This window comes from Micromonospora sp. NPDC049836, from assembly GCF_044465125.1.
Taxonomy (GTDB): domain Bacteria; phylum Actinomycetota; class Actinomycetes; order Mycobacteriales; family Micromonosporaceae; genus Micromonospora.
Genome location: NZ_JBITLH010000003.1, coordinates 596121 through 615743 on the forward strand (window position 1 = coordinate 596121; position 19623 = coordinate 615743).

A 19623-nucleotide genomic window follows, 5' to 3' on the forward strand; every position below is an offset into this window, starting at 1 on the left:
GAACACGGTAGTCCCGCCGTCCTCCGTTCAGACCCGGGTGGTGTCGCGGCGGAACAGCCGGGCCGCCGCGAGTCCGAAGAACGCGGTCCAGCCGACCACGTTGCCCAGCGCCGCCCAGTCCAGCCCGGTGCCGGCCAGCGGGGCCCGGGCGAGCTGACCGACGCCGTACACCGGGGTGAACTTGGCGATCTGCTGCATGGCGTGCGGCAGCACGTCCAGCGGGACGAAGAGGCCGCCCAGCATGGCCAGGATGGCCAGCAGCGGGCCCATGAACTGCATGACGTTCTCGGCCGGGGCCAGGTAGCCGACGAAGAGGCCCAGGGCGGCGAAGACCAGCGAGCCGAGCCAGGCGGTCAGCCCCGACTCCAGCCAGACGTGCGCCGGCAGGCGGACCCCCGAGACGGCCCCGACGGCGAACTCGACCAGCACGCCGAGCAGACCGAGGACCATGGCGGTGGCCACCTTGGTGGCCACGTACGCGGTCGGGCGCAGCGGGGTGAGCCGCAGCTGCCGGCTCCAGCCCAGCGCCCGCTCGGTGGCGACCGCCGCGCCGGCGCTGGTGGTGGCCACCATGGCCGCGTAGACGGCCAGGCTGATCATGATCCAGCCGGTGACCGGGTTGCCGTTGTCCAGGTACTGACCGCGCTGCGGCAGTCCGAAGAGGAGGAAGAACACCGCCGGCATGATCAGGATGAAGACCAGCGTCCGGCGGTTGCGCAGCACGCGCCGGATCTCGATGCCGAGTACGGCGACCGAGAAGCCGCCCAGGGCGGGGGGCCGGCGGTCGGCGGCGCTGCGGGGCGCGGCGGCGGTGGTGGACGAGGTGAGGGTCATCGCGGGCTCCCGTGGTCAGCGCGTGGTGGCGGTGAGGGCGTCGGTGGTCAGGGCGAGGAAGGCGTCCTCGAGGTTGCGCGAGGTGATCTCCAGGTCCCGGGCGGTGGTCCGGGTGAGCAGGTGCCGGGCCACGGTGTCCGAGTCGTCGGTGTGCACCAGCACCAGGTCGCCGCGTACCTCGACCTCGCGGACGCCGGGAAGGGCGGCGAGCGCGGCCTGGTCGGCGCCGGGCAGGCTGGCCCGGACGACCCGGCCGGCGGCCAGGTTCTTGATCTCGGCGGTGGTGCCGTCGGCGACCACCCGGCCCTGCCGGAGCAGCACGATCCGGTCCGCGTACGCGTCGGCCTCGTCGAGATAGTGGGTGGCGAAGAGGACGGTCCGGCCGCTGCGGGCATCGGCCCGGATGGCCTGCCAGAAGTCGCGCCGCCCCTCGACGTCCATCCCGGTGGTCGGCTCGTCGAGCACCATCAGGTCGGGGTCGGGCAGCAGCGCCAGGGCGAACCGCAGCCGCTGCTGCTGGCCGCCGGAGCACTTGCCCACCAGGCGGTCGGCGATGTCGGCGATGCCGGCCCGCTCCAGCACCTCGGCCGGCGGGCGGGCGTCGGCGTAGAAGTGGGCGGTCAGCCGTACCGTCTCGGCCACGGTGAGGTCCTTGAGCAGCCCGCCGGTCTGCATGACCGCGGCGACCCGGCCGAGCTGGACCGCGTCGGCCGGCGTACCGCCGAAGAGCCGCACGGTGCCGGCGTCCGGGCGGGCCAGGCCGAGCAGCATGTCCACGGTGGTGGTCTTGCCGGCGCCGTTGGGGCCGAGGAAGGCCACCACCTCGCCCGGTTCGATCCGCAGGCTGAGCCCGTCGACGGCGGTCACCGGGCCGAAGGTCTTGGTGATTCCGGCCAGGTCGACGGCCGGTGCGGTGTCGGTCATGGCAACGATGTTCCGGTCTCGGGCGTCCGGTTCCCCGGAGAGCGCGTCACCTTCCGACCGTGACATTTGTCAGGCCGACCCGGGCGGCCGCGACGGGCCGCCCGGGCGGGCCGGGTTCAATGCCCGGCGGCGGCGCCCTCCCGGGCCCGCCGGGGCAGCAGGAACGCACCGAGGACGGTGACCGCCAGCAGCCCCAGCTCGGCGATCAGGGTGACCCGCACGGCGTGCCCGACGCCCTGGCCGGCCGCGTCGAAGAAGACCGTGCCGAGCAGGGCCACCCCGAGCGCCCCGCCGAGTTGCTGGACCGCGGTGAGGGTGCCGGAGGCCGAACCGGTCTCCTCCTCCGCCACCCCGGAGAGCACGATGTCGAAGAAGGGCGCCATCACCAGGCCCATCCCGAAGCCGACCGCGAGCAGCGCGGGCGCCATCCGCCACGGGGTGACGTCGTCGCCGGCCAGGTTGAGGGTGACCAGCATCCCGGCGACGCCGGCGAGCACCACCACGAGTCCGAGGTGGATCAGCCGGCGGCCGAACCGCTGGGCCAGCCCGGCCCCGGCAAGCACGAAGGCGATCACCATGCCGAGCGCCTGCGGCACGCCGGCCAGGCCGGTGCGCAGCGGCGACCAGCCCAGCCCGAGCTGGAGATAGAGGCTGAACACCAGCGAGAAGCCGGTGAGCGCGGTGAAGAAGGCGAGGCCCGCGACGAGCCCGCCGGTGAACGCCCGGCGGCGGAACAGCGCCGGCACGACCAGCGGGTCGCGGCCGGCGCGCTGCCGGACCACCTCGTAGCGGGCGAAGATCGCGAAGACCACGGCCGCGCCGGCCAGCATGGCGAACGCCCAGCCGGGCCAGTCGTGCTCGCGGCCCTGCACCAGCGGGTAGACCAGCAGCACCGCGCCGAGCGAGACGAGCGCCACCCCGGGCAGGTCGAGACGGCTGGCGTGGCCGGGACGGGACTCGGGCAGGAAGCGCGCCGCGCCGAGGGCGGCGAGCAGGCCGAGCGGCACGTTGATCAGGAAGATGGCCCGCCAGCCGGTGCCGGCCAGGTCGGCGTCGACCAGCCAGCCGGCCAGGATCGGGCCGCCGACGGCGGAGATCCCCATCACCGGGCCGAACGCGCCGAACGCGGCGGCGAGCTGCTCGGGCGGGAACATCTCCTTGATCAGGCCGAGTCCCTGGGGCAGGAGCAGGGCCCCGAACAGGCCCTGCGCCACCCGCGCGGAGATCAGCGTCGCCGGGCTGCCGGCGAGCGCGCAGAGCGCCGAGGCGGCGGTGAAGCCGAGCACCCCGATCAGGAACATCCGGCGCCGGCCGTAGAGGTCGCCGAGGCGGCCACCGGTGACCAGGCCGACCGCCATGGCCAGCGTGTAGCCGGCGCCGATCCACTGGATCAGGGCCGGTGAGCCGCCGAGGTCGGCCCGGATCGCCGGGCCGGCGAGGTTGGTGACCAGCACGTCCAGCAGGTCCATCACCTCGGCGGCGAGGATCACCGCGAGGGCGACCCACCGCCAGCGGTGGCCGTGTTGCTCGCCGGGGGCCGCCCGGTGCGCTGCGCTGAGGTCGGTCGTCATCAGTTCTCCCCGATATCTTCGAACAGCGTTCGTTAACGAACACCGTTCTATCAGCGAACGCCGTTCGTAGCAAGTACGATGTTCGGGTACCGCTGATCCGGAGGTCGCCCGTGAGCGAACAACCCGCCCCGCCGTGGCGTACCCGGCCCCGTGGCCGGCCGGCCCGCCAGCCGCTGAGCCAGCAGGCGGTGGTCGACGCCGCCCTCGCCGTGCTCGGCCGGGAAGGGCTGGGCGGGCTGAGCATGCGGCGGGTGGCCCAGGAACTGGGCACCGGCCCGGCCTCCCTCTACGCCCACGTCTCCGGGCGGGAGGAACTGCTCGAGCTGCTCGTGGATCGGGCCAGCGCGGAGATCACCGTCCCGGCGCCCGACCCCGAGCGCTGGGCCGAACAGGTCCGGGCGGTGGCCCGGCAGTCCTACCGGGTGTACGCCGCGCACACCGAACTGGCGCTCGCCTCGCTGGCCACCATCCCCACCGGGCCCAACGCGCTGCGGGTCACCGACGGGCTGCTCGCCATCCTGCGGGCCGGCGGCGTACCGCCGCAGCCGGCGGCCTGGTTCCTGGACCGGCTCTTCCTCTACATCGCCGGCGACGCCTACGAGGGCGCCCTGTACGCGGCGAAGGTGCGGGCCTCCGGCCAGGACCAGCGGACCTGGTGGACCCGGCTGCGCGCGCAGCTCACCGAGTACTACCGGAGCCTGCCGCCGGGCCGCTACCCGCAGGTGCAGGAGTACATGAACGAACTCATGAATGGCGACGGTGACGTCCGCTTCGACTTCGGGCTCGACCTGCTGATCCAGGGCGTCGCCGCGCACGGCCCCGCCGGGAGTGCGCGCGGCGCGAGTGGCGGCGGCGGGAGTGCGCGCGGCGGGGCCGGGTAACCAGCGCACTCGTCCGAACGCCGACGTCACGGAACGGGGGGCACGTCATGGGGGTGCCGACGGGACGGGTCGACACGATCGTGCTGATCCACGGGCTCTGGATGACTTCGCGCAGCTGGGAGAAGTGGGTCGACCGGTACGCGGCACGCGGCTTCCGGGTGCTCACCCCGGCCTGGCCCGGGATGGACCGGGAGGTCGAGGAGCTGCGTGCCGATCCCACACCGATCGCCGGCCAGCGGGTCCGGACCATCGTCGACTACTACGCGGCGATCATCCGGGAGCTGCCCCGGCCGCCGATCATCATGGGCCACTCGTTCGGCGGCCTGATCACCCAACTGCTGGTCGACCGGGGGCTCGGTGCCGCCGGTGTCGCCATCCACCCCGCCCAGATCAAGGGCGTGGTGAAGCTGCCGGTCGCCACCCTGCGCTCCTCGTACTCGATCCTGCACAACCCGGCCAACCGCAACCGCGCGGTGCCGTTCACCCGGGAGGACTTCCGGTACTCCTTCGGCAACACGATCAGCCAGGAGGAGTCGGACGCCGCCTGGGAGCGGTACGCCGTGCCGGGCGCCGGTCACGTGCTGTTCGAGGCGGCCTTCGCCAACCTGAACCCGGACGCGGCCACCAAGGTCGACACCAAACGGGAGGACCGGGCCCCGCTGCTGCTCACCGCCGGCGGCGAGGACCACGTGGTGCCGCCGTCGGTGGTCTCGTCCAACGCCAACCTCTACCGCGGCTCGAACGCCATCACCGGCTACCGGGAGTACCCCGGCCGGTCGCACTTCGTCGGCGGCGAGCCGGGCTGGGAGGAGGAGGCCGACTTCGCGCTGGAGTGGGCGGTGGAAGCGGCCAACCAGTACTCACCGACCGTGGTCAGCACCGCGCCCGGCCGGCGCCCCTGAGCCTCGTTGTGCTCACTGCACAACGAATCGAGTCGGCTCGCCGAGCACGGTTGCGGCACGGTCCAGGTCCGCCAGCCGGGCGGCCAGTGTCGCCATGGCCAGGCGGGGCGGCAGGGCGGCGTTGAACTTCAATCCCGTCAGCGCCTTCTCGTCGATCTCGGGCAGACACAGCCGATCCGCGGCGTCCGCCGTCAGTGACCGCCATGCTTGCGGGGTCAGGTTCTCCCGCAGCCTGATGCTGCTGTCGTCGAACCGCTCCACCGGGTCGACAACCTCGCCGAGGGTGGCGGTCAGCGTGGCGTTCGCCCGGAAGCCGGCCCAGGTCCACCACCGCAGGTCGCCGTCGTCGTCCCGCAGGAGCACCGTTCCGCCCGGGTGCACGAGATGGGCCTTCTCGGCCCGTACCTCGGCCAACCGGCCAGCCGCGCGGCGCGTGATCGCCACCGGCGGGTCCGCGCCGAGCAGCACCTCCCGGATGGCCCGGTTCAGCTCGAAGCTCAGGTACGCCCAGCCGCTGCCCCGCCACCGGGCTCGCCCACCCCCGTCGGCCGGCTCGACGAAGCACCGCCGCCGGCGCCAGTCGATGTACGTCACGCGCCAACTGCGGCCACTCAGGAGCAGCCGGCGGTCGCCCCGGACCTCCTCGGTGAGCAGGCTCGGGTCGATCCTTCCGAGCTCGTTGCGTCCGGCCAGCACGGTGAATTCGGGGGGCCCGGTGAAGACCGCGGTCAGCTCCATGAAGTGCCGGCGACCGAAGCGCTGTTCGGCCGCCGGGCCGATGAACAGCATCCCGCCGTCCTCGTCGAGGTAGCCCTGCTCGACCAGGTGACGGACGATCGGGCGGGCACTCTCGCCGAAGGGCCCGAGCCCGTTCCACGCCTGCGTCCAGAGCTGGTCGCCGACGCGATGCTCCTGGAGGCAGAGCGCGAGCAGCTGCTGGGCGACGATGTGCCGTGGCTCAGGTGGCGCGCTCACCGGTTCCACCCAGCCCCGCGACCAGAGCAGCAGCAACGCCGCCGCCTCGGTCAACGCGTCGCCGCCGAGGGTCAGGAACAGGCAGTTGCGGCTGCTCCCGGGCCGGCGGCCGGTGCGCCCGAGGCGCTGGAGAAACGAGGCGACGGTAGCAGGCGCGTCGATCTGGATGACCCGGTCCAGGTCGCCGACGTCAATGCCCAGCTCCAGCGTGCTGGTGGAGACGATGACACAGTCCCGGGCCTCGCCGAACGCCTGCTCGGCGCGGCGGCGCTCATCGGCGGAGAGGGACGCGTGCGAGAGGAAGGTGGTCACTCCCTTCTCCCGCAGCAGTTGGCCAAGTTCCTCGACGGTCTGCCGGGACTCGCAGAAGACCAGGCGCTTCTCCCCGTGGTGCAGCCCGGCGATCACCGTCGCCGCATTGGTCAGTGAGCCGACGTAGTCCAGTTCAATGTCGCCCGGTGGTGGATGATCGGCCACCGCGACCGTGTCCGGGGCGACCACCTGCGCCGGCCGACGGCCCGCCCCGGAGCCCTGGAGCCAGGTCAGCAGCTGGTCGGGATTGCCGACGGTGGCCGACAGCCCGATTCGCTGCAGGGGGCGGCCGGCCACCCGGCTCAGCCGTTCCAGCACGGCCAGCAGATGCCAGCCCCGGTCGTCGCCGGCGAAGGCGTGCACCTCGTCGACGACGACGGCGTGCAGGTCCGCGAAGAAAAGCCGGTGGTCGACCCGCGTGCTGACCAGCATGGATTCCAGCGATTCAGGGGTGGTGAGCAGGATGTCGGGGCGTTCGTAGAGCACCGCCTGCCGGCGGGAGGTGTTGATGTCGCCGTGCCAGACGGCGGCGCGGCGACCGAGCCAGCCAGCGTACTGCTCGAGCCGGGGTTGCAGGTTGTTGAGCAGTGCCTTCAGCGGGGCGAGGTAGAGCACCGAGGTGCCGGTCCAGCGCTGCTCCGCCATCCGGCTCAGCAACGGGAACAGCGCGGCCTCGGTCTTGCCGCCGGCGGTCGGGGCCAGGAGCAGCGCGTCCGAGCCGTCCCGCACCGGCGAGATGGCGGCGCGCTGCATCGGGCGCAGGTCACGCCAGCCGAGGGTGTTGACCACATGGTGCAGGACGACCGGGTCGAGGTCCGGCAGCATGTCAGATCGGCAGTTCGATGTCGTCGGCCGAGGCGGCCGCGTTGCGCTCGACGTCGGTGAGCTCGTCGGCGCGCAGGGTCAGCTCGTAGTGGCGGCGCGGGTCCCAGTCCGCGAACTGGTCGACCCGGTCGAACACGTCCGCGACCAGCTTCTTCAGGTAGATACGGGGGGCGACGCCGACCTGGCCGCCGAGCGCTCCGGTGACGGCACGGGCCAGCGTCGCGAGGTAGTCGTCGTCGACCCGGGAGTCGACGGCGGGGCTGGCGTAGATCGCACGCACCCGTTGGCCTAGTGCGACGAGCGCGTCCGTCGTGAAGCCCGGCAGCCGCAGTTGCGTGGCGCGAGGGTTGTCCCAGCGCGCCTCGGGTCCGAAGTCGGTGGCGAGCCGCTGGGCGAGCGGCGCGAGTCGCTGCACCCCCTGCGGCCCGTCGAAGAAGGCTGGCGTGCCGGTGATGACCACCATCAGGCCGGGGAAGCGGTCCGCGTGCACCTCGTCGATGAGTTGGCGCAGCGAGTTGAGCGCCTTGTCCCGGGCGTCGGAGCGCACCCGTTGCAGCGTCTCGACCTCGTCGAGCACGAGCAGCAGCCCCTGGTGCCCGCTGTCCCGCAGGACGGTCAGCAGTCCGCGCAGGAAGCTCAGCGCGGCATAGTGGTCGAGGTCGCCCTTCACCCCGGCGGCCCGACGCGCGGACGCGGCCACGTGTGGTTGCCCGCCGAGCCAGGCGGCGAGGCCGTCGGCGCTGCGATGGTCGCCGGTGGCGGTGGCGGCCCGGTAGCCGCGCAGCGCCGCCGCGAAGCCGGGAGTGCTGCGGGAGATCTCGCCCAACCGGCGCTCCAGCAGGTCACCGACCGCCCGGTCGAGCGCCTCCGCGTCATCCTCGGCGATCGCACCGTCGACGAGGGCGTCCTCTTCGAGGGCGAAGATCCAGCCGTCGAGTACGGGCCGGAAGGCGCTGGGCGAGAACTGTTCGGTGCTGAGGTGCTCGACCAGCCGCCGGTAGACGGTCTCCATCCGGTGCAGGGGCGTCTCCAGCTCGGAGATCTGCACCTCGGCGGCGGCGAAGCCGCGGCGCTTGGCGCGTTCGGCCAGCCACCGGGTGAAGAAGGTCTTGCCGGCGCCGTACTCGCCGCGGACGGCCTTGAACACACTGCCGCCGCCGGCGACCCGGTCGAGGTCGTCGTCGAGGGCGGCGGTGAACCGGTCCAGCCCGACCGCGAGCGCGTCGAGCCCGTTGCTCGGGACGACGCCGCGGCGTAGCGCGTCGACGATGTCTCGTCGGCGGCGGGCGGAGATCTCGACGGTCACCGCGGCTCCAGCTCGAACTGCTCGACCAGCAACGCCCGGTTGAGGTGGACGGTACGCCCGTCGGGGTCGAGGGTGATGACGGGGTAACCCTCGACCTGCAGCAGCCGACGCAGCGCCGTGACGGTGCCGGTGATGCGGTGGGCCGGAACGCCGGCCCGGGCGGCGAGGGTGTCGAGGGTCGCCCGGTCACCGCCGGCGAGCAGGGTGCCCAGCAGTGCGGCGACCCGTTCGTCGGCGAGCGGCATCCGGGGATCTCGCCGCTCGGCGTAGCGGTCGCTGGCGAGCAGGACCGTGACCAGGTCCGGAGCAGCCGGGGCGGGCGGTGGCACCGCCGCCGGCGCAGCGGTCACCGGTGCCAGGTCGAACAGGCTCTCGGCCTGCGGTTCGACCGGGCGCCGGGGCCGCTGGCGGGCCGGCGCAGCCGACTCGGCGGGCGGGCCCGGAGTTTCCGTCAGCGGCTCCCGCCACCAGTCCGGGCTCGCCACCGGCGCACCTGCCCACCCGGGTACCGCCTGGTCGTCCCCGGCGGTCAGCACGAGGAGCGGGATGACCGCCTCCGCCGGTGCGGCGCCGCCGTGGTAGCCGGCCTTGCGTGGCCCGTACCGCACCTCTTCCCGCCAGGGCAGGATGACCGAACCCCCGCCGAGTGCCACCCGGCTGCCGCGCACCGCAACCTCGGCGTCACCGGCCGGGCCGGTGGCCGGCCGCCAGCGGTTGTCGCTGCTGCCGCTGGGCAGGACAACCGACTCCGGTCCCCGGTCGACGACGTGGCCGTGGTCGGAGACCAGGACGACCACCCGGTCGGCCGCGGACGCCAACAGGTCAGCGACGGCGGTGATGGTTTCCTCGCTCCACACCGTCGTGCCCGGGTCGCTGCGGTCCAGCGCGTCGTCGATCGTGTTCACCACGGCGGCGACCACCGGGGTCGACGGATCGCCGAGCGCGGCCAGCACCTCCGGGTCGAGGGAAGCGCCGGCGCCGGCGCGCAGCGCCTTCTTGTGCAGCAGGCGTCCGGTGGGCCACCGCTTCCCGAATGCCTTCAGTTCGGCCTGCTGACCCCCGCTGGTGATCCGGCCGCTCAGCAGGCTGCACCGGCTGGCCTCGGTGACCGTGGGCAGGGCGGCCAGCACACCGGTGCGGGGGCCACCGTCGGGAGTCACCTCCAGCCAGGTGCCGCTGCGGGTGACCGACTCGGCCAGTTCGGTGGCCGCGGCGACGCCCATGCCGTCGAGCACGAGCAGCAGCACCGGGCGACCGTGGTCGAGGATCGGCTGGACCACCCGGTCGAGCACGTCCTCGACCCGCAGCAGCGCGCCCGGCTCGGTCTCGGCGGCGGTCGCGGTGGCGAGCAGGGTGGCGAACTGCTGGTCGTGCCGGGAGCGGCGGACGTCCACGGCCCGGTGCAACAGCCGGTACGCCTCGGCGACCTGCGGGTCGGGGTCACCGGCGAAGACGTCGAGCCGGGCCCGGTCGACCCACCCGTCCTGCCGGACCTGCCGGTGCAGCGCGTCAAGCAGGGTGGCCGGCGCCGGCCCGTCGGTGGTGTGCAGCCAACGCAGCAGCCGGACGGCCATCCGCGCGGTCTCCACCCGACGCGGCTCGGCGGCCCGGTGCGCCTCCACGGTGGCGAGGGCCGACTGCGCCCGGGCCACCGCCGCGGGCAGCACCGAACCGCCGGCCGGCACGGCGAGCCGGACGGCGTCGGCGAAGGTCCGCAGCCGCTGGACGAATCCGCTCGGCAGGACGGTGGAGGCGCCGAGCAGCCCGCTGATGCCGATTTCCGCGGCAACCGCCTCAGCCCGCCGCAGCATCCGCATCGCCTCGGCCCGGCCGTCGTCGCCCGAATCCACCGTCCGGTAAACCCACGCTTCGGCGGCCCGGTGCAGCGCCTCGGCCTGCTGCGGCGACAGTCGCAGCCCGCCGAACCGAGGCTCCAACCGGGTACGGCCCACGGCCAACTCAACCTCGGCCGTCCCCGCACCGCCAGTGGGCCAGAGCAGCCCGGCCAGCAGCCCGAGCGGGATCGCATCCACCCCGTGGCCGGCCCGGACGGCGGCCATGACCGGGACGGCGGCGCGGCCGGCAGTGCTCGTCAGGTACGCCGTGATCCCCTCGGCGACAGCGTCGGGCAGCGTGGTGAACCGGAGTTGGCGGCGGGCGTCGGTGCTCCACTGCACCAGACCGCTGTCGTCCAGCTCGGCCGCCGGCAGGTCGAGCAGCTCCGCGGTCAGGCTGCGTAGCGCATGGTCCCGGGTGAGGATCGCGCCGGGCGGCGCCGGCCAGCCGTCGGACGGGGCGTAGTCGGTCAGCGCGTTGGCGACCCATCGCCCGACCCGGACCAGGGTGGGGTCGAGGTCCTTCACCCCGCCGAACATCTGCCGGACCAGATCCCACGGGTCTATCTTGCGGACGGTCTGCTTGCTGAGGTGGGCGAGGAGTCCGTCGCCCAGCTCGCTGTCGGTCAGCTCGGTCAGCAGCACCAGCCGTTCGCCGTCGGCCCGGTCGTGCAGGGCGGCGCGGGCGGCGAGCGGCGTGGGGCACGGCACCACCCGGATGCGCTTTCCGTCGACGGTGAGCACCGGCTCGGCCGGCCACTCGGGGCGGGCCCTCAGCGCGATCGCGTCGGCCGGGTCGCTCTCGGCCAGCCACGCCTCGACCTTGCGGCGGACCGCGTCGGGCTGGGCGGCGCTGACCGGTGCGCTCACGATGCCACCCGCGCGGACGCACACCTGAGGCGAGGGCAGCCGACGGCGGTCACAGGACCTCCCAGTTGACAACCACCCGCCGACCAGCCGCGACCTCGCCGGCGATCTCGGCAGCGACCTTCTCCCAGGTGGCCGCGTCGACGACCTCGCGACGTCGCTGGCCAACTGCGACGAGGCCACCGTCAGCCCGCTCCGGACCGGTCCCGTTGCCACCGGGCGCCGGCTGGGAGCCGGCGCCAGCGGCCCCACCGCCGGAGTCCCCGCCACCGGCTACCGGGCCAGTCCTGGCACCATCCGTCGCGCCGCCGGCCGGTACCGCGCCCGAGCTGTCGCCACCGGCGACCTCGGCGGACTCGACCTGCCCGGGCCCTGGCTGCTTCGGTACCTGCTCGGTGGCACCAGGAGTCGACCGACCGTCGCCAGGCCCCGCCGGCTGGTCGGCCGCGAGCAGTGCCGCCGCTGCGGCAACCGCCGTCCGGAGGGCGTCGATGAGGTCCTGGACGTGCTGGTCGCGCCGGGCGACGTCCCGGAGTTGCTCGATGACCGCCCGGGCCCGCTCGTCGTGGCCCGCCCGCGCCGCGATGGCCTGGAGCAGGGGCCACTGGTGGTCCCGGGCCAACTCGTCGCTGATCCTGGCCGCTTGGCTGAGCACCGCACCGACGGCCTGGTCGTCGACGTCGCCCAGGTCGGCGCGGGCCACCGTCTCGACCAGCACCACGTCGTCCCGCTCGGCGGCCAGGTCGGTCACGAACCGGTACGCCCGCCGGGCGGTGGCGAGCCGGCCGGTCGACGCCGAGACGTCCAGACCGAGCACGTCGGCGTGCGCGGTCAGCGCGTCGACGAGGCTGCCGGCGGCCTTCGTCCGCTCACGCGCCCCCGCGCGAAGCTTGCCGGCGAGCTCGCCGAGGTTGGCCGGCGTGCGCCAGACGGGCAGCACCCCGCCGAAGATCGCGAGCCCCCGGTCGACCGCGTCCGACCAGGACTGCTCGTCCGGCATCGGCGGGTGGCGCAGCTCCAACTCGTCCCGCACGCCGGCGAGGCTGGCCACGTCGATCTTGACCCCGTGCTGGTACCAGGCGAGCTGCTGGTCGAGCCCGAAGACCATGATGATCAGGTTCTGCAGTTCGCGGTCGAAGCCGAACGCGGCGGGCTCGTCGATGAGCCGGCGCAGCAGGTGCACCGGGAAGTGGTCGGTGTAGCCCTCGTTGGCGGCGGCCTGGAGCAGATGCTGACTCCACCGGGAGGTGGAGGTGGTGAGCACGTAGCGGCCGTCGACCAGTTCGCCGAGGCGCAGGTTGTTGCAGACCCGCCGGAGGGTGCGCTGGTCGGCCGGGTTGGGCACGGTGATGCCCCGGGTGGGGTCGGCGGCGGCCTGCTTGGCGTAGTCGAGGATCTTGGCCAATTCGCTGCGGGTGACGGGCCTCTCGTCGTCGGGCATGGCCGGACGGCCCGGGTAGGACCAGGCGAGCAGTTCGCCGGTGAGGTTGGTGAACGCCTCGGCGAGGGTGCCGCCGCGCGGGTCGCCGATGTGCAGGCCGTCGGCGAGGGTGTGGAACACGCCGATGCTGTCGTCCTGCACGTCCGACCCCCGGGAGGTGGTCGACCCGTACGCCTGCATGAGGGCGCCGAGCAGGGTGCTACGCAGCTGCGACTGGCGTTGCTGGAGGTAGACCTTGCCCTGCTGCCGGTCGGCGAGCGGCCAGTCGGCGGCCAACGAGTTGAGCCGGTCGCCCGTCCCGCTGAGCAGGTAGTTGATCTTCGCGAGCTGGCCGACCTTGCCCATCATCTCGTCGGTCAGGAAATAGGGCAGCCAGAAGACGGTGCGCGAGCCGCGTTCCAGGCGCTCGATCCGGGCGCGGTCGGCGGCGCGCTCGTAGCCGGGCAGGTCGAACGGGTAGTCGATGACCACCCGCCACGCCTCCCCGGTGGCGATCAGCGCGGAGGCCGGCATGGTGTCGGGGTCTCGGACGTTGCCGAACTTGACCTGGATGGTGTGGGCCCGGCCCCGCCACGGCCGAGCGACCAGCAGCTCGCCGAGCTGGCCGCTGGCTCCGGTGATGTTCAGCTCCCCGGTCACCAGGTCACGGATGAGCTGTTGCCGGGCGCCGATCGTGTCGGATTCGGGGACCAGGTCGAGCAGTTTGTCGTAGTCGACGGTGTGCAGCTTGAGCGACACGACCGGGTCGGGGGTCTTGGTCAGGTGCAGCTCGCCGGCGCTGTCCGCGACCCGGTTGAGCCGGTTGAGCACGATCTGCCGCTCGTAGCCGGGGATCGGCGAGGTGATCGAGCCGAAGTTGAGAGCGTGCAGCTTGGCGGCGGTGAGGTTGTGCAGGGCCGGCACCTCGGGCACCAGGGCGCCGAGCAGCACCGTCTTGATCAGCTTGTCGTCAAGCTGGAACTGCTGGTGCCCGCCCGCCTGCTCCTCGGTGATGCCGTTGAGGTTGAGCAGGATCGGCCGCAGCTTCTGGGTGTACAGCGTCCGGGCGGACTGGAAGAGCTGCTTGAGTTTGGGCCGGTCGGGCAGCTCGCCGTGCAGGACGAGGGGGTCGAAGAGCGCGGCCACCCCGATCAGGTCGTTGACCCGCAGGGTGTCCCGGCGGTCGACGAGCAGCTCGGTCATCACCTTCAGCGCGGTCCGCTCCCGCTGCAACGCCTGGGAGAGGGCGACCAGGGTGGCGACCAGCGCCGGGGAGAACGGGTAGAGCTTGCGGAAGGCCGCGGCGTCGGAGCCGATGCCGGCGTCGCCGTACTGGGCGCCGAGCAGCAGGGCGTCCCAGACCTCCCGGTTGCCCTTCACCGCCGCGAAGGCGTTGTCGATGATCGCCCGGCCCTCGTCGGTGAGCGGCTTGAGCAGCCGCTTCTCGGTGATCTCGGGCAGGTTGGTGTCGGCGAGGGCAATCTCGCCGAACCGGCCCTGGACGCTGCGCATGACGTGCGCCAGGGCCTCCCGCTCGGTGCCGCCGACCTGGGGGCCGAGGAAGTCCTCCAGGTTGCGCTGCCGGGCGACGAACGAGATCAGCGGCAGCGGCCGGGTGGCGTCGGCCGACTCGACAAGCTTGTTGAGCTTGGCGCCCTCGGTGTTGACGAAGGTGTGGTCGCTGATCTTCGTGGAGAGCCAGAGGATCAGCTCGTCGAGGAAGAGCACCAGGGCGTCGTACCCGAGCGATTTGGCGTGCCGGGTGATCACGGCGAGGCCGGTGTCCAGGTCGAGGTATTCCCCACTGCGGACCGCGCCGGTGAAGAAGGTGCTGGTCAGCGCGCTGACCAGCCCGTCCCGCTCGGCGGTGCCGGGCGGCGCGGCCGCGGCGGCGGCGTAGCGGTCCGGGGTCCAGCCGGAGGCCCGGGCGACGTGCGCGGCGAGCCCGCCGCCGGTCGCCGCGGGGGCGCCGCTGCCGTCGCGGAGCGCGGCGAAGAAGGCGTCGTCACCCATCCGCTCGCGCAGCCGGGCGGCGTCGTCGAGCAGCGCGTCCGACCGGTGTACGGCGGGGGCCGGCGCCTCCGGGTGCAGCCGGGTGATCTGGTTGAGGTAGCCCTCCAGGACCGCCTGCTCGACCGAGCGCGCGTCGAGCATGTGGAAGGTCAGGGTGAGCAGCTTCCGGCCACGCAGCCAGGAGTCGGCGGCGAGGACCGGCTCGGCCAGGCCGCGCACCTCGCGGGCCGCCGGGTTGTGCTGGAGGATCTCCCGCAGCACCGCCATGAAGTGCGACTTGCCGGAGCCGAACGAGCCATGCAGGAACACCGCCTGCGAGCGGCCGGTGGTGACGGCGTGCCCGATCCGGCGCAGCGCGTCGGCGAAGTTGTCCCGGAGTTGGTCGGTGACGACGTACCGGCGCAGGTCGGCACCCTCGGCGGCGCGGACGACGAAGTCCCCGTCGCCGACCGAGGTCGGAATCTCGATCACGTCCCGTAACAGGGTCATCGCCGCTCCTCGCCCCCCACTGCGCCCCGTGATGCCGGCGTCACCGGCAACCCGACGATCCTAAGGTTTGGAAGCTTCAGGTCCCAGCCCGCCCGCACCACAGCCACCCAGCGCGTCGCCCGGACTCACCGCCGCCTCGGCCGGCGGGAGCAGTCGCCGTCGTGGTCGGGCCAGAGCAGGCAGCGCTGTCCGGCGGGCAGGAGCCGGTCGCAGAAGACCCAGTGGCGTACGTTCTGGTCGTCCTCGGCCGAGACGGTGGTGCCGCCGGGGTCGAGCTGCGGCAGGACGTGCGCCCAGTGCGCCACCACGCGGGCGAGCCGCTGAGCGGAGAGCAGGTCATCGGCGACGGCCGGCAGGTGGATCACCCAACGCTCGCTCACCGGCCCTCCCCCCGCTCGGTGCGGACGCGAGCCTGCTCGGACTGCCAGCGGCGCAGCGCGTTTTTGATCAGGTCGGTCTCCCTGCGGCTCTGCGCGAGCGCGTCGTAGACGACGGCCAGGTCACCGGCGACCTGGTCGAGGAACTGTCGCACCTCCTGCGGGTCGAGCCCGCGCCGCCCGAACGGCATCGACCGGAACCGCCGCTCGCGCACCTGCCACGGTCGCAGAGGGTGGTAGGACGCCGAGCGGTAACAGGTCGGCGGGTGGACCCACCGCAGCCGACGCCGGGTACGCCGGAAGAAGACGCGCATGAGGTGGACCTGCCTCTCACCGTGGAGGTTGACCTGTTGGAAGGGGCGGGCCCACAAGCCCTCCCCGCACCGGCGGACCCACCCCGGCACCTGCCACCGCAGCCGTCATCGGCAGTACGGCAGCAGGGCACACATGGCCGCTGAGCAGCGAGAACTCCACAGTGGCCGCAAGGGCAGTGAAGCACTGGCCACATGCAATTGCAACATCGCAAAAGCGTGTTCGGTCCAGCAACCTTGCTAGAGAAGATCACTGCTTGTGACGTGTCTATTGATTGTGAGACACCGCAGCGCTTGAATTGGACGGACGCGTGTTCACAGGTCTCGACGGTCGGAGGACGGACAGTGTCACAGTCAGTGGCGGGCTCGACCATGCTGCGGCGACAGATCGGGCGGAAGTTCGAGTCACTGCGCAAGGCAGCAGGGCTGACGATGGAACAGGCCGCCGAGCGCTTGGATCGAGCACGAGCAACGCTGCACCGGATCGAGAACGGCGCCGAGCACGTCCGCTTCCGGCAGGCCGACGTGCAGCAGATGCTCGACCTATACGGCGCATCGGCGGAGGACTGCGAGCTACTACTCGCCCTGACGGCGGCGACCCGAGAGAACAAGAACTGGTGGCACGACTACATCGGCTCGGGCCTGCCGCGCTGGTTCCAGCTCTACATCGGGCTCGAAGCTGCGGCGTCCCGCATCCGGCAGTACGAGGCCGAACTGGTTCCCGGCCTGCTTCAGACCCGGGCCTACGCCGAGCAGGTCTTCAAGACGCCCGGCGGTTCGATCGACGCCAGGAACAGCGATGAGCAGCAACGGGCCGTCCAGCTTCGCGTCGAGCGACAGGCACTTCTCGCTCGGTTCTCCGCCCCGCAACTCAGCGTGATAATCAACGAGGCCGTGTTGCGTCGCCCGGTGGGCAGCGCCACGATCATGGCTGAGCAACTGCAGCAGATCTTGAAGGCCACAGAGCTACCGAACGTAACCATTCAGGTGCTGACATTTTCTGCCGGGCTACACGCCGGGGCGATGGCCGGAGCCTTCTCGATCCTGGAATTCCCGCACGACAGCAATGGCAGGGAGGTGGAACCGCCGGTGGCGTACCTGGAGGCCGCGACGGGAGCGATCTATCTCGACAAGCCCCACGAGACCGCTGCCTACAACACCATCTGGGCCGACATGGCGGACCGCGCCCTGAACGAGTCCAGGTCCAAGAACCTGATCCAGCAAGTCGCAGAGGAGTACTCCCGTGCCTGACCTGACCGGTGCCGTCTGGCGCAAGTCGAGCCGCAGCAACAACGGCGGCAACTGCGTCGAGGTCGCCGACAGCCTTCCCGGCGTCGTCGGGCTGCGCGACAGCAAGGACCCGGCCGGCCCGGTGCTGACATTCCACCCGACGGCTTGGGCCACCTTCGTCAACGGCGTCAAGGCCGAAGCCCTGAGCCACTGATCACCAGCCCTGCCGTCTCCGGGGCACCTCGGGGGCGGGAGAATCGCCTCAGATCGAAGACTCGACACCGCCCCCATCGGGCGCAAGAATCGACAGGTGGGGATGAGTGATCGACGTAGCGGCAGGCGCAGGGTTCAGAGCGGCAAGAAGGATGCCCGAGCCGTGCCCGTGCAACTCGCCAACACCTGGCCATCGGGTGGGACGCGCGGCATAGTCACCACAGGGGGTCGGGCCTTCCATCGGGATACCGACTGCCCCGGCTACCGCCAGGGCGTGCGACAGGCGGAGAAGGAGGGCCGCAGGGTCAACCAAGTCGAACTTGTCAGCGCCGCCGCCGCCCAAGACCGCGGTAAGTCGGCCTGCCGCATCTGCTGGCGCCGCACCTGACTCGATAACATCCGGTACCAATTGCAGGTCGACCACGGCCTGCCGCAACACGGCACGTGCCCGGCAAACCGCGCGTACTCCTTGCGCCACACGTCAGGTATTCAGCTAGTGGGAATAAGGCGTTGGGCTAGTCCACGGTGGACCTCTCAGCCAGTATCGTCCTTGCATGATCCCCTCCCATGAGTTCACGGTCGATCAAGTAAACGCGGCGATCGACTTCGTGATCAAGAACGGCGCAGAGGATCGAGGGCAGACGGTCTCCTACTCCCGGGTCTTCGAGGCCGCCGGCCTACCAGCTCCGCAGTACCTTCATATGGGCGGCGAATCCCATCTGGTCACCGAGTTCATGGCGTCCTTTCACTATCGCTGCCAGGAACGGCAACTGCCGCCGTTAGACGCCCTGGTCGTACACGTCGCAGGGCCTCGCAAGGACTTTCCCGGCGCCGGTTACTTCCGGGTCAACGGTAAGGCTGATCCGCTCGGTGAGCGGATCAGCGCAGAGGCTACGGTCACCAGCACCCGGTTCTGGGAGATGCAACGCGAAGAGTGCAGGCGATGGGGCATCAAGAGCCGGCGTGGACAGCTCTAGAGTTCACTGACGACACATTCACCCCTCGTCCAGGCAGGTCACTCAATGACGGCTTCTCCTGCCAGCCTTATTGCGGCACTCTTCGATCCGGGCGACTACGCCGTGACATCGGACAGGAACTTGGCGACAGCGGTGCGCCGCGCGCTTTATCAGAAAACCGGACTCGCCGTCAACGTGCGTCCCGTTCCTGAGCTAGCAGCCTTGGGCGTCCGCTCCAACGTGAGACCATTCGATCTATTGTTCGGGCTCGGCAGGACCACCAGTGCCCTCCCCGGCCTCCACTCGCCGGGCGCTGCCGGGCTCTCGGGGCTAGCTGCCCTCCGCACCGCAAGCCGGTGGGCCATCATTCGCTACCTCTGGGCGTTCCACGAATACCGCCCCGAAATCTACCTATCCGAGCTGACCGAGCAGGTGAGGTTCCACCAGCGAACACTGCTCTCGGAGCACTTCGGCATCGCCGTAGCGACAGATCTGGTCGAACAGTTCATACTCAGACGCCCAGCAAAGGTCGTCGACGCGGATGCGGTGACCTTCGATCCCGTACTCGCCGAGGCGATGCGGAACCTGAAGGCACACAAGCCTGACTACTTCTGGTACGACACCCACGCGGGCGGCGTGTCGGACGTGGTCGTTGTCGAGGTGAAGGGGAACAGCTCCAACAGGCAAACGACCGTGCGGCAGCTCGCACGTGGCGTTCAGCAAGTGCTCGTGCCTGCCAACGTTCCCGGGGCGACCATGCGTCGCATCGTCATCGGCGCATGCCTGCAAGGAGATGCGCTTGAGGCATTCGCAGTAGAGGTTCCGGACCCAGACACGCGGACACGTCGTGTTGCGCTGGAGAGGATGGCTGAAGACGAGGGGCCGTCGCCCAAGATACTCGCCGACATTAACCAAACCGAGGATTACCTCGACACCGAGGTCATACATGAACGGCTGGCGGTTGAGGTGGAGGACCTCGACCAAGCCCGGTTACTCGCATTTGCCGGCATTCCGTCCACCCTCGCCGGTATCCGGGAGAGTCCTGCGGAGATCATGGAAGCGGTCAACCGACTAGAGGTGATCGACACCGCTGGCGGCGCTTTCCGCTGCGAGACCACACGAATCCCCGTTGGCCCGCGAAGCCTAAACCTCAGAACGGGTGTCGCCGAGGAGTTCCTTGACCTGTCGAGCCGTCAGGCAGCGTCAGCCCGCCGGGAGCGCTACCGCGCACGGTACGAGACCGGGATCTACGTCCCGGTGCCCGGTAGACCCCGAGATCGCCAAGACGAACTCCTGACCGTAATCACGTCAGCAGACGGTTGCATGCTGTCCGTCTCGATCGTCTGAACCGCCCGTATCGGCCGCCGGCACTCAACGTCCTG

15 protein-coding genes are annotated in these 19623 nt (G+C 71.5%); 6 read left to right on the top strand and 9 right to left on the bottom strand.

The genetic code is table 11. The features are described from left to right. Positions 1 to 27: 27 nt before the first annotated feature. The 3 genes from ACIBPB_RS10635 to ACIBPB_RS10645 form a co-directional block, all read right to left on the bottom strand. Complete coding sequence (locus tag ACIBPB_RS10635; protein WP_396839293.1) at positions 28 to 834, bottom strand: ABC transporter permease; 807 nt, start codon at positions 832 to 834, stop codon at positions 28 to 30. A 15-nt stretch (positions 835 to 849) separates the two neighbouring features. Further along, positions 850 to 1758, bottom strand: coding sequence for an ATP-binding cassette domain-containing protein (locus tag ACIBPB_RS10640; RefSeq protein WP_396839295.1), 909 nt, complete (start codon positions 1756 to 1758; stop codon positions 850 to 852). 116 nt (positions 1759 to 1874) lie between these two features. After that, positions 1875 to 3329, bottom strand: a complete 1455-nt coding sequence (locus tag ACIBPB_RS10645) for a DHA2 family efflux MFS transporter permease subunit (protein WP_396839297.1) — start codon at positions 3327 to 3329, stop codon at positions 1875 to 1877. A 110-nt stretch (positions 3330 to 3439) separates the two neighbouring features. On the opposite strand from ACIBPB_RS10645, the gene ACIBPB_RS10650 reads away from it, so the two are divergent. Beyond that, positions 3440 to 4210 carry a TetR/AcrR family transcriptional regulator gene (locus ACIBPB_RS10650; protein ID WP_396839298.1) on the top strand — a complete coding sequence of 257 codons (771 nt, stop codon included), beginning with the start codon at positions 3440 to 3442 and terminating at the stop codon, positions 4208 to 4210. Between the two features lie 47 nt (positions 4211 to 4257). After that, complete coding sequence (locus ACIBPB_RS10655) at positions 4258 to 5112, top strand: alpha/beta hydrolase (protein ID WP_396839299.1); 855 nt, start codon at positions 4258 to 4260, stop codon at positions 5110 to 5112. A gap of 12 nt (positions 5113 to 5124) precedes the next feature. Here the strand turns inward: ACIBPB_RS10655 and ACIBPB_RS10660 are convergent, their stop codons facing one another. The 6 genes from ACIBPB_RS10660 to ACIBPB_RS10685 form a co-directional block, all read right to left on the bottom strand. Then, positions 5125 to 7224 (bottom strand): DEAD/DEAH box helicase, encoded by a 2100-nt coding sequence (locus ACIBPB_RS10660; RefSeq protein WP_396839300.1) that lies wholly within the window; start codon positions 7222 to 7224, stop codon positions 5125 to 5127. Between the two features lies 1 nt (position 7225). Next, the gene (brxD, locus tag ACIBPB_RS10665) at positions 7226 to 8530 is read right to left on the bottom strand and encodes a BREX system ATP-binding protein BrxD (RefSeq protein WP_396839301.1); all 1305 of its coding nucleotides are present in this window, start codon (positions 8528 to 8530) and stop codon (positions 7226 to 7228) included. Then, positions 8527 to 11235 carry a BREX-2 system phosphatase PglZ gene (gene pglZ, locus ACIBPB_RS10670; RefSeq protein WP_396839302.1) on the bottom strand — a complete coding sequence of 903 codons (2709 nt, stop codon included), beginning with the start codon at positions 11233 to 11235 and terminating at the stop codon, positions 8527 to 8529. Before pglZ ends, brxD begins: the two co-directional genes overlap by 4 nt. A gap of 49 nt (positions 11236 to 11284) precedes the next feature. Further along, positions 11285 to 15154 (bottom strand): phage resistance protein, encoded by a 3870-nt coding sequence (locus tag ACIBPB_RS10675; RefSeq protein WP_396839303.1) that lies wholly within the window; start codon positions 15152 to 15154, stop codon positions 11285 to 11287. A gap of 125 nt (positions 15155 to 15279) precedes the next feature. Then, positions 15280 to 15534, bottom strand: a complete 255-nt coding sequence (locus tag ACIBPB_RS10680; protein ID WP_396839304.1) for a hypothetical protein — start codon at positions 15532 to 15534, stop codon at positions 15280 to 15282. Further along, positions 15531 to 15845, bottom strand: a complete 315-nt coding sequence (locus ACIBPB_RS10685) for a DivIVA domain-containing protein (RefSeq protein WP_396839305.1) — start codon at positions 15843 to 15845, stop codon at positions 15531 to 15533. Before ACIBPB_RS10685 ends, ACIBPB_RS10680 begins: the two co-directional genes overlap by 4 nt. Before the next feature lie 369 nt (positions 15846 to 16214). Between ACIBPB_RS10685 and ACIBPB_RS10690 the strand changes: the two genes are divergently transcribed. The 4 genes from ACIBPB_RS10690 to ACIBPB_RS10705 all read left to right on the top strand — a co-directional run bounded on the left by ACIBPB_RS10690 (position 16215) and on the right by ACIBPB_RS10705 (position 19588). Then, the gene (locus ACIBPB_RS10690) at positions 16215 to 17093 is read left to right on the top strand and encodes a helix-turn-helix domain-containing protein (RefSeq protein ID WP_396839500.1); all 879 of its coding nucleotides are present in this window, start codon (positions 16215 to 16217) and stop codon (positions 17091 to 17093) included. Beyond that, positions 17086 to 17286 carry a DUF397 domain-containing protein gene (locus ACIBPB_RS10695; protein WP_396839306.1) on the top strand — a complete coding sequence of 67 codons (201 nt, stop codon included), beginning with the start codon at positions 17086 to 17088 and terminating at the stop codon, positions 17284 to 17286. Before ACIBPB_RS10690 ends, ACIBPB_RS10695 begins: the two co-directional genes overlap by 8 nt. Positions 17287 to 17839: 553 nt before the next feature. After that, complete coding sequence (locus ACIBPB_RS10700; protein WP_396839307.1) at positions 17840 to 18262, top strand: hypothetical protein; 423 nt, start codon at positions 17840 to 17842, stop codon at positions 18260 to 18262. A gap of 45 nt (positions 18263 to 18307) precedes the next feature. After that, positions 18308 to 19588: a hypothetical protein gene (locus ACIBPB_RS10705; protein ID WP_396839309.1), complete on the top strand. Its 1281-nt coding sequence runs from the start codon at positions 18308 to 18310 to the stop codon at positions 19586 to 19588. The last annotated feature ends 35 nt before the right edge of the window (positions 19589 to 19623 follow it).